We start from the raw sequence: 11,718 nt of genomic DNA on the forward strand, positions 1-11,718 counted from the left end.
CATGGGCAGCGTCGCCGCCCTTGGAGAGCGGTCCCGTGTGGCCGGTCTGGCGCTGGCCGGAGCGGTCGTGCTCGTCGCCGACGGCCCCGAAGCCGTACGGCGGATCTGGCGGAGTCTGCCGGACGGCGTCGACCTGGTGATCCTCACCCCTGCCGCGGCCGAGGCACTGGAGTCGGATCCGGCGGCGCCCAGGGGCCGCAGGCCGCTGACGGCCGTGATGCCGCCATGACGACCCCCCCCGGGCAGATGTCGGACGCACTCTCGCCGGTCCGGGCGGAGCTGCTGCGAGCCGCTCACACCGACGCCGATGCGCTCCTGGCCCGCGCCGAGCGGGAGGCCGCCGCGCTGCTCGACCAGGCCCGTGCCGAGGCCGGGACGATCCTCGACGATGCCCGCAGGCAGGGCGAGGCCGACGGTGCGGACGCCGCCCGCGACCGCCTCGTCGGGGCCCGGCGGGAGGCCAGGTCCCGCACGCTCGCCGCTCGCCGGGAGTCGTACGAGGAGTTGCGCCGCGAGCCCGCCGAGCGGGTCCGGGAGCTGCGCCGGGCCGATGACTACCCGTCCCTGCGGGAGCGGCTGGAACACCGGGCGCGCGTCCTCCTCGGTCCTGCCGCCGAGGTGACCGGGCACGCCGACGGGGGTGTGGTGGCGCAGGTGCCGGGGAGGCGGATCGATCTGTCGCTGACCGCGCTGGCCGACCGGGCGCTGGATCGCATGGGAGGGGAGGTGCGGAGCCTGTGGGCGCCGTGACGGAAGCTGCCGGGACGCGTCACCGGGCGCATGCTCGGGAGCCGGTCTCCCGGATCCTGCGCGTGACCGGACCGCTGGTCGAGATGGAGTACACGGGCGGTATCGCGATGTACGACCTGGTCTCGATCGGCCCGGCCGGGCTGCCCGGTGAGGTCGTGGCCATCAGCGGTGACGTGGTCACCGTCCAGGCGTACGAGTACACCGGTGGACTCGCGCCGGGACAGACGGCGCTGCCCCAGGGCCGTCCGCTGTCGGTGCGGCTCGGTCCCGAGCTGCTCGGCGGGATCTTCGACGGCCTGCTGCGCCCCCTGTCCGGCGCCGGCGACTGGCTGCTGCCCGGGGCGGGGCGGCACGCCGGCGAGGAACGCACTTGGAAGTTCTCCCCGTTGGTGGCGGAGGGCGCGCAGGTGGCCGAGGGGGAGTCGCTGGGGGAGATCCGGGACGCGGGAGCGGCGCGGGTGAGGGTCCTGGTGCCGCCCGGCTGCGAGGGCACGGTCGAGGAGATCGCCGTCGCGGGGGACCGCACGCGGGACGCCGTGGTCGCTGTGGTGGGCGGCACCGAGGTGACGGTCGGCGCCCTGTGGCCGGTACGCCGGGCGCGCCCGGTGCGGGAGCGCGTCGACAGCCACGAGGCCCTGAACACCGGCCAGCGCGTGATCGACCTGCTCTTCCCCGTGGCCCGGGGCAGCACGGTGGCGGTGCCCGGTGGCTTCGGCACCGGCAAGACGGTGCTGCTGCAGCAGATCGCCAAGTGGTGCGACGCGGACGTCATCGTCTACGTCGGCTGTGGGGAGCGCGGCAACGAGATGGCCGACGTCATCACCGAACTGTCGCAGCTGAAGGACCCGCGCACGGGCGGACGTCTCGCGGACCGCACCGTGACGATCGCCAACACCTCCAACATGCCCATGATGGCCCGCGAGGCGAGCGTGTACACGGGGATGACGGTCGCCGAATACTTCCGGGACATGGGTCTGGACGTGGTCGTCATCGCCGACTCGACCTCCCGGTGGGCCGAGGCGCTGCGCGAGTTCGCCTCCCGTACCGGCGCGCTGCCCGCCGAGGAGGGCTACCCGGCCGGACTCGCCTCCGCCATCGCGGCCTTCTACGAGCGCGCTGCCGCCGTGACCACCCTCGGCGGCGACCGGGGCTCGGTCACCGTGATCGGCGCGGTGTCCCCGCCGGGCGGGGACATGACCGAACCGGTGACCGCGCACACCGAGCGCTTCGTCCGCTGCCTGTGGACCCTCGACCGTGACCTCGCCTACGCCCGTCACTACCCGGCGATCTCCTGGGCCGGGTCGTTCTCCCGGGACGTACCGGTCCTCGCCGCCGGACACCGGGCGGCCGGCGATTCGGAGTGGGCTCGGCGCCGCGACCGGGTGGGAGCGGTACTGGCGGAGGCCGACCGGCTCGCCGATCTGGTGGACCTGATCGGGATCGCGGCCCTGCCCGCGCGGGAGCGGATCAGCGTGCTGGCGGGGAGGCTGGTTCGCGAGGGCGTACTGCAGCAGAGCGCGCTGTCCGAGCGGGACGCGTTCTGCGGCCCGGAGAAGACGGCCGCCCTGTCCGACGCCGTTCTCGCGGTCGCCGACCGCTGCCGTGGGCTGGTCGACTCCGGCGTCCCGGCGGCCTCGATCGAGGCGATCGACTTCGGTCCGCTCCTGCGGGCCCGAGAGGACACCGACCCGCACGACGCCGCCGGGGTGGCGGTGCGGCGGGACGCCATGCTCGCCAAGCTGGGGGAAGTGCGGCCATGAGCCTGTCCGGAGGGATCGAGTACACGGCGGTGCGCGAGCTTCGCGGTCCGCTCGCCATCGTCGAGGGCGTCTCGGGGATCGGCTGGGACGAGTATGTACGCATCACGCTCGCGTCGGGCGAGCGGCGCCACGGCGTGGTCCTGGACGCCGACCGCGACCTGGCGGTCGTCCAGGTGCTGGAGGGCACTGCGGGCATGGATCCGGAGGGGGTCCGGGCCGCGTTCTCGGGCAGTCCGCTGCGCGTCCCGGTCGGCACGGACTGGCTCGGCCGCGTGTGCAACGGCCGCGGTGAGCCCCTCGACGGTGGCCCACCCGTCCTCGGCGCCCACGACGCCGAGGTGGGCGGCGCTCCCATCAACCCGGTGCGGCGCGAACCGCCGTCCGAACCGGTGCTCACCGGGGTCGGGGCCGTCGACGCCCTGACCACCCTGGTGCGGGGGCAGAAGCTGCCGGTGTTCTCCGTGGCCGGACTGCCCCATCTGGAACTGGCCGCTCAGATCGCCGCCCAGGCCACCGCGGCCGGAGAGGCGTTCAGCGTCGTCTTCGCGGGCATGGGACTCACCCACGCCGACGCCTCCTTCGTCCGCGACGCACTGGAGGAACGGTCCGCGGCCGGAGAACTGGTCCTGCTGCTGAACACCGCCGACGACCCGGTGATCGAACGGATCCTCACCCCGCGGATCGCGCTCACCGTCGCCGAGCACCTCGCCTTCACCGTGGGGCGGCACGTCCTCGTGGTGATGACCGACATGACGACGTACGCCGAAGCCCTGCGCGAGGTCTCCGCCGCCCGCAGGGAGATCCCCGCCCGCCGCGCATACCCCGGCTACCTCTACAGCGACCTGGCCTCCCTGTACGAACGCTGCGGACGCATCCGGGGCCGTCCCGGCTCGGTCACCGTGCTGCCGGTGCTCACCATGCCCGCGGGCGACATCACCCACCCCGTGCCCGACCTCACCGGCTACATCACCGAAGGCCAGATCGTGCTCTCGCCCGAGACACACGCACGGGGCGTCTACCCGCCGCTGGACGCGCTGTCCTCCCTCTCCCGGCTGATGCGCAAAGGCGCCGGCCCCGGCCGTACCCGCGACGACCACCTCGACGTCGCGGCCCAACTGCTGGCCGCCCTCGCCCGGGCCCGGCAGATCCGCGATCTCGCCGACCTGGTCGGCCAGGCGGCGCTGAGCCCCACCGACCGTCGCTACCTGGACTTCGACAAGGCGTTCCTGCGGGACTTCGCCGACCAGCGCAGTGACCGACCGCGCGACCTCGACGCCTCGCTGGAACGCGGCTGGCGGGCCCTGCTCACCCTGCCCCGCAGCCAGCTCTCCATGCTCCCCGCCCGGCTCCTCGACGCCCACGGGGCGAAGGACGACCCCGGCACGGGGGTGTCCCGATGACCGGCACCCGCCGACGTACTCCGCCCGGTCGTGCGGGGCGGCTGCGGCTGCGGCACAGCCTCGACGTCGCCGAGCGCGGAGCCGACCTGCTGGAGCAGAAACTCCGCATCCTGCGCTCCGAGCACCAGCGCCTGCTGCGCACCCAGGAGACAGCCGCCCGCGCCTGGCGGGACCTGCTGCCCGAGGCCGAGGGCTGGCTGCTGCGCGGACTCCTCCTGGGCGGCGAACAGGCCCTCGACTCGGCTGCCGCGGGCATCGGCCCCGCCGAGGTCACGGTGCACTGGACCGTATCCATGGGAGTACGCCACCCGGCGGCGGTCACCACGTCCGTACCCAACCGCTCGCCCACGGCCGCCGCGCCCTCCAACACTGCGCTCGTCCATGCGGAGGCGGCCTACGCCCGTGCGGTGTGCGCCGCCGCCGAGTACGCCGCCGCCCACGCCGCCGCCGAGGCGGTGGGCGCGGAGGTCGTCAGCACCCGGCACCGGGTCCGTGCCCTGCGGCGCCACTGGATCCCCCGCCTGCGGGAGGAACTCGACCGGGCCGACCTGGCCCTGGAGCAGGCCGAGCACGAGGACAGCGTCCGGCGGCGCTGGGCGGCTCGAACGACCGACGCGTGACCGTTCTGCTGTGCGCCTGGGCGCGGTTCACTGGAACGCCGCGTGGATCTCCTGTTCGGTCGCGGAGTGCGACACGAGCAGGAGTTCATCCCCGGCCGCGAGCCGGATCGCCGGATCCGGCACGGTGGGCTGTCCCTCGCGGACGATCGTGGCGACGACCGTCCCTTCGGGCAGCCGGATGTCGCCCAGAACCCGGCCCACAGCCCTGGACTGCGGCGTGATGGCCGTCTCGATCACGTCGACGCCTGCCTTGCTGAGCCGCAGCAGGGCGACCGTGTCGGTGGCCCCGGTGGCCTCCTCGATGAGGGAGATCAGCGGGGTGGCTGCGGGAACGGCGACGTCGACGCCCCAGCGCCCGTCGAACAGCCAGGCGTTGTCGGCGTCGTTGACCCGGGCGGCCACGCGGGGCACCGAGAACTGCCGTTTGGCGAGCAGGCTGATGACGAGGTTGTCCTCGTCGTCCCCGGTGGTGGCGATGACGAGGTCGGCGGTCAGGGCACCGGCGTGCTCCAGGAGGACGGGCTCGCAGGCGTCGCCCGCCACCAGGCGCGCCTGGATCCGGCCCTCCAGTTCGGCCACCCGCTCGTCGTCGATGTCGATCAGCGTGACCTCGTTGCGGGCCGCGGAGAGCACCTGGGCGATCTGGGTGCCGAGCCGCCCCGCGCCGGCGATGAGCACGTTCACGTTCCCAGCTCCTTGTCGAGAAAGCCGCGCAGCCTGCCCAGCGCGGTGGCCGCGACGGCGAAGGTGACCAGGTCGCCCGCCTGCGCGGGCGTGCTGTGTGCCGGGATCAGCGAGCGGCCCGCGCGGGTGACCTCGACGACGCGGATCTCCCCGTCGACGTCGAACTCGGTCAGCCGCCGCCCGATGAGGTAGTCGGGCACCTCGGAGCGGATGAGCAGGGTCTCTCCGTTGCCGAAGCTGAGTTCGGGGCTCAGGTGGCGGTGCAGCAGCATCTGGTGGATCTGGTGCACGGTCCAGCGGACGCTGGCGATCGTGGGGATGCCGAGTTCGCGGTAGATGTCGGCGCGCCGGGGGTCGTAGATGCGGGCCAGGACGATCGGCACGCGGTACGTCTCCTTCGCCGTGCGCGCGCTGACGATGTTGCTGTTGTCCCCGGAGGTGACGGCCACGAACGCGTCCGCGTGCTCGATCCCGGCGGTCCGGAGCACGGCGCGGCTGTAGCCGTTGCCCTCGTGGAAGCGGATGCGGGGGCTGTCGGGCAGCCGCTGGGCCGCCTTGGGACGCCGGTCGACGACCTGCACGTCGTGCCCTTCCGTGGCGAGCAGACCGGCGAGGGTGGATCCCACCCGTCCGCAGCCGACGACGATCACCTTCACCGCGGGACTCCTTTCCGGTGGTTCGCACGGCGGCGCAGCCACGCCTTACGGGCCTCGTCCGCGATCAGGGGCAGGGTGCCGAGCCCGGCGAGGACCGCCCAGTCGTCGGCGTCGAGCGGGGCGGTGTTGAAGACGGCCTGCAGCGGCGGCAGATAGCTGATGGCGGCCATGAGCGCGACGCCGAAGCCGCCCGCCGCAAGCAGGGCCGGATTGGACAGCAGCCCCACGCTCAGGATGCTCTGGCGATCGGTGCGCACGGCGAGCGCGTTGAAGAACTGGCTGAGCACGATCCCGGCCTGGACCATGGTGATCGCCTCCTGATAGGCGAGGGTGTCCTCGGTGAAATCGTCGAACGGAATACCCGAGGCAGTGATGTGCCAGAAGAAGACGCCGGTCACGCAGACCGCCTGGATGCCGCCCAGAAAGAGGATCCGTCCCACCACCGCGGCCGAGAACAGCCGTTCCCGGCGGGAACGCGGCGGGCGGTCCATCACGTCGGGTTCCGGTGGCTCGGCACCCAGGGCCAGGGCGGGCAGCACATCGGAGCCGAGGTCGATCGCCAGGATCTGCACGGCGCTGATGGGCACCAGCGGGAATCCGGCGAAGGTCGCCGCCAGGATCGGGACCAGTTCCCCGATGTTGTGGCTGAAGAGGTAGACGAGGAACTTGCGGATGTTCTGGTAGACGGCCCGGCCGAGTCGTACCGCTGCCGCGATGGACGCGAACGAGTCGTCCAGCAGCACCATCGAGGCCGCCTCCCGGGCGACGTCGGTGCCCGAAGCCCCCATCGCCACGCCGATGTCGGCGTGTTTCAGCGCCGGCGCGTCGTTCGCCCCGTCGCCGGTGACCGCCACCACCTCGCCGCGCCGCTGGAAGGCGGTGACCACCCGCATCTTGTGCTCCGGGCTGACCCGGCACAGCAGCAGCTCGGACGGCTCGGCGAGCAGCGCGTCGAGTGCCTCGTCGTCCATCGCGTCGAGCCGGGCGCCCGTCACCACGAGCGGATCCGGTCGCCGTACGATTCCCACGCGGCGGGCCACCGCTTCCCCCGTGAGCGGGTGGTCGCCGGTGACCATGACGATCCGGATACCTGCCCGGCGGCAGGCGGCCACCGCGTCGGTGACCTCCGGACGTGGCGGGTCCAGCATGCCGACCAGACCCAGCAGGGTGAGCCCGGACTCGGCCTCGTCCTGTGTGGGGCGTGGCCCGTCCAGCTCCCGCCGCGCGACAGCCAGCACCCGTAGCCCCTGCGACGCGAGCGCGTCACTCGCTCCGACGACTGCCGCCCGCTCCTGCTCGGTCAGTTGCCCGCCCCGCCCTTCCCACTCCACCTCGACGCACCGCGCCAGCACCTCGACAGGCGCTCCCTTGACGCACGCCTGGTAGCCCGCGCCGCCTTTGTGCACCGTGGTCATCAGCTTGCGGGTCGAGTCGAAGGGAAACTCGGTCACCCGTGGAGCTGCCGCCTCTTCGGCGCTCAGGTCGAGCCCGGCCTTGGCGGCCACGACCAGCAGTGCGCCCTCGGTGGTGTCACCGAGCACCCGCCGGCGCTCCCGACCCGCGGGGTCGGCCGGCGGCACCAGCCGGGCGTTGCAGCACAGGCCCGCCACCCGCAGCAGCTCGCGCACCGGTGCCACGTCGGCGACCTGGCCGTCCGGGGCGTACCCCACACCACTCACGGGGTGCGGCTGACGACCCGCCCAGACCTGGGAGACGGTCATCTCCGCCTGCGTGAGTGTCCCGGTCTTGTCGGTGCACACGACCGTGGTCGACCCGAGCGCCTCCACCGCCAGCAGCTGTTTGATCAGGGCCTGGCGCCGCGCCATCCGCCGTACGCCGATCGCCAGGGACACCGAGAGGGTGGCGGGCAGCCCTTCCGGCACGAGGGCCACCATCACCCCGAGCGCGAACACGAACGAGGGCACCACGGACTCCCCGGTGGGCAGCCGCACGACGAACATCAGGGCACCGATCGCCAGGGCCGCCCCCGCCACGCGTCGCGCCATCGAGGCCACCTGGAGCTGCAGCGGCGTCTTCTGCCGCGGGGCGGCCGCGGCCAGCCGGTAGATCCGCCCGAACTCGGTCGTGGGGCCGGTGGCGAAGACCACGGCCCGCCCGGACCCGGCGACCACGTCGGTCCCCATGAACACGCAGTTGCGGGCCTCGAGCGGCGGTACGGCCGTCACCGCGTCGGCCGTACGGCCCACGGCATTGCTCTCCCCGGTCAACGGCGCGTTGTTCACCGCGAGTTCGTGCGCCTCGACCACCCGGCAGTCCGCCGACACCGCATCGCCGGCCTCCAGCAGCACCACGTCGCCCGGCACCAGCTCCCTGGCCGGCAACTCCAGCCGTTCGCCGCCGCGCAGCACCCTGCAGGTGTGCGGCACCATCGCCTCCAGCGCCTGGGCCGTCCGCTCGGCCGAGTACTCCTGCGCGAAGCCGATGACGGCGTTCAGCACCACCACCCCGAGGATCGCCACCGCCAGTTGCAGGGTGCCCACGTCACGCGGCTCCTGAAGCCCGTACGCCATGAAAGTGAGCCCCGAGGCGACGATCAGAACCACCGCGAAAAGGTCGGTGAACTGCGCCAGCAGCGGCCGCCATACGGCGGGCCGCCCCGCACGCGGCAGTTCGTTGGCCCCGTACTGCTCCAGCCTCGCCCGGGCCCGATCCGCCGCCAGGCCGCGCCGTGACGTGTCCAGCGCGGTGAAGACCTCACCGGTGGCGAGTTCCAGTACCGCGGGACACGGAGTGGAACCGGACGTGGCACCGGCCACCCCGGCCGCCCCGCCGCCCGGCACCAGCGGGTCCGTACCGGTGCGCATCATCCGATCCCGTACGGTGACGAGGTCCTCGGCACCGGTGGAATCGGCCGGATCGTGAGGAAGGACCGGGGTGGGGCTGCCATCGCGGACTCCAGGGAACTCGGCGGTCGCCGGATCACCGCCCATCACCGGCGGCGCGCTCTCATCGTGTGACGGGTCCGCCGACACCACCAGGGCCGTCCGGGGCAAAGGCCCCGTGCCCTTCGTCGCCTCACACGGGGACCGTGATGACGGGGCAGTGGGCGTGGTGCAGCACGCCCTGGCTCACCGAGCCGAGCACCATGGCCGTGAATCCTCCGTGTCCCCGGGTTCCCACGACGAGACCCAGGGCATGTGCCGAGGCTTCCGTCAGGACTTGCACCGGGTGGCCGCGGACGACTTCATGGTGCAGCTCCACGTCCGGGTACCTCGCGGTGCGGCCCGCGACCGTCTCGGACAGCACACGGCGGCACTCCCGCATCGCGGCGTCCTCGTCCAGGGCACCGAGGAGCGGTGGATGCCACACGTACAGGGCCCGCAGGAGCCCGCCGTGCAGGGCCGCCTCCTCGAACGCCACATCCACCGCCGCAGCCGAATGCGGACTGCCGTCCACGCCGACCACGAAGTACGCGGGCTGCTGGGAGACGTGCTCCGGCTCCGGTACGACCGCGACCGGGCACGGAGCGTGGGCGGTGAGCGGGAACGCCACGGAGGCGGAGGTGAACATCTCACGCCGTCCGCTCAGATGCCAGGAGCCCACCACGACCAGGGCGGCGCCCCGCGCTTCCTCGCGAAGCACCCACGCCGGCTCTCCCTCCGCCAGCACCGTCGACACCTCGACTGTCGGCCGCCGCGACTCGACGAAGGCGACCGCCTCCTTGAGCACCTGGTCACCCAGGCCGTGCAGCGCCTGGTTCCACTCCTCCCAGGAGGGCCGTACCTCTCCCGACCGGTAGCCGCGGGTCGGTACGCCCTGGGCATGGACGAGCCGCAGCGGCAGGTGACGCCGATCCGCCTCGTCGGCGGCCCAGGCCAACGCAAGCCGCTTCGCGGGATCGGGGTCGACGCCCACCACGATCGGCCGACGCCCGTCCGCTCCGGTCATGGCCGCCTCCAGAGGATCTCCCCGCCGTCCGAGCGCTGTCCTTCCAGCGTCACCCCTGCCGACGAGGGACGCCATGCCACGGCTTCGGGGTGCGTGGCCCGGGGCAGTCGCCCCACAGGCGCAGAGACGCCCCCGCACAAGACGCGAGACCCTGGCGCGTCGAGCGGGGTTGGACAGGGACACCGGCTCGCCCCGCTCCTCCGGCGACGTCAGGCCCGATAACCGAGGACGGCCATCATCCCGGCCTCCGCGTGGTAGGCGTTGTGGCAGTGGAGCATCCACTGCCCCGGGTTGTCGGCATCGAAGGCGACGGACACCGTCTTCTTCGGCAGCACGATGACCGTGTCCTTGCGCGGGCCGTCAGCGGCGAGTTGGTAGGTGTGGCCGTGCAGGTGCATCGGGTGCCACATCGTGCTGCGGTTGACGAAGTCCAGTCGTACTCGCTCGCCGGCTTCGACAATCAGCGGGTGGGCGGCCGGATCGCTCATGTCCAACTGCTCGCCGTTGATGGCCCAGCTGTAGCTGGCGCTCTTGACGCTGTCGTGGGCCGGGATCGGCGACGGCGCCGACGCGGGCTGCGGCGATGTAGTCGGCACCCCACAGGCCCCAGGCACCGGCGGGTGCGTCAGTGGCGAGCAGAGCGGGCAGGGGCAGTACCCCTGTAATCAGGAGAGTGGGGGCAGTGCGGCGGATGCTGCGATCCAGACCTGGGGCGTCGTGCTTGGCGCGCCGGGCCAGGAGCACCCCACGGGCGGCAGTGGTCAGGTGAGCGCGAGAAGAAGCCAGATCAGCAGGCTGACAGCATCCATCTCGGTCACCTCGGACGGGACGGCCTGGTCGGCGGTGACGCCCTGCCCGGGCGAGCACCGCGAGCAACAGCATGATGTCGGCGAGGGAACCGTCGACGATCACGGCCCGCAGGACCACGGGAATCCCGGTCATCGGCTCCTCCCGGTAGAGGAGTAGTGGGAGCCGGCCGTGCGCGAAGGGTGCCGCTGCTGCCAGGATGCGGCGTGGGGGCCCGGCCCGGGCGCCGCTTCCTCCAGCGCGACGCGCCGTCCGCGCAGGCGGGCCAGTGGCGGACGGCGGGGCTCGTCAGGGGCGATCAGGCGGGCGATGTCGTAGACGATGCCCGCCAGATTCAGCACCCCGGCCAGCGAGGCGATCACAGCAGCATGACACTCACCCCCGGCCCCGGGCGCGGGCGGTCAGAGCCGACCGGGCCCGGTGTGGTGGTCGCGCTTGTGCAGCGGGTCTTCGTCCCGGCCCTCGCGGTCGCGGTGTTGGTCACGGCCGTGCGTGTCCTGGCCGTGCATGCCGCGCATCATGAAGAACATCATCAGCGGGCAGGCCGCGACGAGGGCGAGCCAGACCAGGCTTTCCAGGGACACCCCGACGATCAGGGCGCCGACCACGACGATCGCGGCGGCAAGGGCGTACATGCCGTAGTTGCGCTTGTCGTTCATCACGAGCCTCTCCCACAGCGGAGGGCTGTGTCCCGCAATCGGGGCAGCCCGGACTTCAGGTTTTGGTGAGGGGGCCGGCGTGCAGTGCGGTCAGGCGGCGCCGGTACTCCTCCTCGTCGATCTCTCCGCGCGCCAGCCGCTCGCGAAGGATGTCCTTGGGCGTGGGCGCTGCGGGGGTGTGGATGTGGGTGTGTTCGTGGGGGCTGGTGAGGGCGCGGATGAGCAGCACGACGGCTGTGATGATGAGCGCCCAGAACAGGATCATGCTGGCCGACATGGCGAACCAGCCCCAGCCACTGACGTCGTGGTCGTACCAGAACATCATCGCCACTCACCTGCTTCGGCTTGTCGGCGACCCGGGGCCGGACGGGCTCCCAGGGGCTTTCCGACTCCTTCACCTGAATCGTCCCTCTTCCTGGCGCGGCGGTCTGGGGCCGGACGGTCCAGGGCTGGTGGGCCGTTCAGCCCCTACC

12 protein-coding genes and 1 pseudogene are annotated in these 11,718 nt (G+C 72.7%); 5 read left to right on the forward strand and 8 right to left on the reverse strand.

What is annotated here, in order from left to right:
- Window position 1 precedes the first annotated feature (1 nt).
- Genes EJ357_RS43440 through EJ357_RS43460 form a run of 5 tightly spaced genes read left to right on the forward strand, consistent with a single transcriptional unit; the run spans window position 2 to window position 4,530 of the window.
- Complete coding sequence (locus EJ357_RS43440) at window positions 2–229, forward strand: hypothetical protein (protein ID WP_228472789.1); 228 nt, start codon at window positions 2–4, stop codon at window positions 227–229.
- A complete protein-coding gene (locus EJ357_RS43445) occupies window positions 226–750 on the forward strand; it encodes a hypothetical protein (protein ID WP_126397721.1) in 525 nt (174 codons plus the stop codon). The genes EJ357_RS43440 and EJ357_RS43445 overlap by 4 nt, the downstream gene beginning before the upstream one ends.
- Complete coding sequence (locus tag EJ357_RS43450; protein WP_267132831.1) at window positions 747–2,510, forward strand: V-type ATP synthase subunit A; 1,764 nt, start codon at window positions 747–749, stop codon at window positions 2,508–2,510. The genes EJ357_RS43445 and EJ357_RS43450 overlap by 4 nt, the downstream gene beginning before the upstream one ends.
- Entirely contained in the window at window positions 2,507–3,910 is a 1,404-nt protein-coding gene (locus EJ357_RS43455) for a V-type ATP synthase subunit B (RefSeq protein ID WP_126397725.1), read from the forward strand. Before EJ357_RS43450 ends, EJ357_RS43455 begins: the two co-directional genes overlap by 4 nt.
- Window positions 3,907–4,530: a V-type ATP synthase subunit D gene (locus EJ357_RS43460; RefSeq protein WP_175647740.1), complete on the forward strand. Its 624-nt coding sequence runs from the start codon at window positions 3,907–3,909 to the stop codon at window positions 4,528–4,530. The genes EJ357_RS43455 and EJ357_RS43460 overlap by 4 nt, the downstream gene beginning before the upstream one ends.
- A gap of 27 nt (window positions 4,531–4,557) precedes the next feature.
- Here EJ357_RS43460 and EJ357_RS43465 read toward each other — a convergent pair whose 3' ends face one another.
- The 8 genes and pseudogenes from EJ357_RS43465 to EJ357_RS43500 all read right to left on the reverse strand — a co-directional run bounded on the left by EJ357_RS43465 (window position 4,558) and on the right by EJ357_RS43500 (window position 11,570).
- Window positions 4,558–5,214: a potassium channel family protein gene (locus tag EJ357_RS43465; RefSeq protein ID WP_126397726.1), complete on the reverse strand. Its 657-nt coding sequence runs from the start codon at window positions 5,212–5,214 to the stop codon at window positions 4,558–4,560.
- Window positions 5,211–5,870 (reverse strand): potassium channel family protein, encoded by a 660-nt coding sequence (locus EJ357_RS43470; RefSeq protein WP_267132832.1) that lies wholly within the window; start codon window positions 5,868–5,870, stop codon window positions 5,211–5,213. The genes EJ357_RS43465 and EJ357_RS43470 overlap by 4 nt, the downstream gene beginning before the upstream one ends.
- Window positions 5,867–8,698, reverse strand: a complete 2,832-nt coding sequence (locus EJ357_RS43475) for a cation-translocating P-type ATPase (RefSeq protein WP_126400836.1) — start codon at window positions 8,696–8,698, stop codon at window positions 5,867–5,869. Before EJ357_RS43475 ends, EJ357_RS43470 begins: the two co-directional genes overlap by 4 nt.
- Window positions 8,699–8,906: 208 nt before the next feature.
- Entirely contained in the window at window positions 8,907–9,779 is an 873-nt protein-coding gene (locus EJ357_RS43480; protein ID WP_126397730.1) for a universal stress protein, read from the reverse strand.
- Between the two features lie 209 nt (window positions 9,780–9,988).
- Window positions 9,989–10,300: pseudogene (locus EJ357_RS43485) on the reverse strand (multicopper oxidase domain-containing protein); the annotation flags it as partial.
- Between the two features lie 417 nt (window positions 10,301–10,717).
- The gene (locus tag EJ357_RS43490; RefSeq protein WP_126397732.1) at window positions 10,718–10,948 is read right to left on the reverse strand and encodes a hypothetical protein; all 231 of its coding nucleotides are present in this window, start codon (window positions 10,946–10,948) and stop codon (window positions 10,718–10,720) included.
- 39 nt (window positions 10,949–10,987) lie between these two features.
- On the reverse strand, window positions 10,988–11,245 hold the full coding sequence (locus tag EJ357_RS43495) for a DUF2933 domain-containing protein (RefSeq protein WP_228472791.1): 258 nt from the start codon (window positions 11,243–11,245) through the stop codon (window positions 10,988–10,990).
- 55 nt (window positions 11,246–11,300) lie between these two features.
- Window positions 11,301–11,570, reverse strand: a complete 270-nt coding sequence (locus EJ357_RS43500; RefSeq protein WP_175647741.1) for an SHOCT domain-containing protein — start codon at window positions 11,568–11,570, stop codon at window positions 11,301–11,303.
- Window positions 11,571–11,718: the final 148 nt, after the last annotated feature.

This window comes from Streptomyces cyaneochromogenes, assembly GCF_003963535.1.
Lineage (GTDB): Bacteria > Actinomycetota > Actinomycetes > Streptomycetales > Streptomycetaceae > Streptomyces > Streptomyces shaanxiensis.

Coding starts and splice junctions, on each gene's coding strand:
- EJ357_RS43480 (WP_126397730.1), bottom strand. CDS start 9,779: ATGACCGGAGCGGACGGGCGTCGGCCGATCGTGGTGGGCGTCGACCCC.
- EJ357_RS43445 (WP_126397721.1), top strand. CDS start 226: ATGACGACCCCCCCCGGGCAGATGTCGGACGCACTCTCGCCGGTCCGG.
- EJ357_RS43455 (WP_126397725.1), top strand. CDS start 2,507: ATGAGCCTGTCCGGAGGGATCGAGTACACGGCGGTGCGCGAGCTTCGC.
- EJ357_RS43495 (WP_228472791.1), bottom strand. CDS start 11,245: ATGAACGACAAGCGCAACTACGGCATGTACGCCCTTGCCGCCGCGATC.
- EJ357_RS43440 (WP_228472789.1), top strand. CDS start 2: ATGGGCAGCGTCGCCGCCCTTGGAGAGCGGTCCCGTGTGGCCGGTCTG.
- EJ357_RS43500 (WP_175647741.1), bottom strand. CDS start 11,570: ATGATGTTCTGGTACGACCACGACGTCAGTGGCTGGGGCTGGTTCGCC.
- EJ357_RS43475 (WP_126400836.1), bottom strand. CDS start 8,698: ATGATGCGCACCGGTACGGACCCGCTGGTGCCGGGCGGCGGGGCGGCC.
- EJ357_RS43460 (WP_175647740.1), top strand. CDS start 3,907: ATGACCGGCACCCGCCGACGTACTCCGCCCGGTCGTGCGGGGCGGCTG.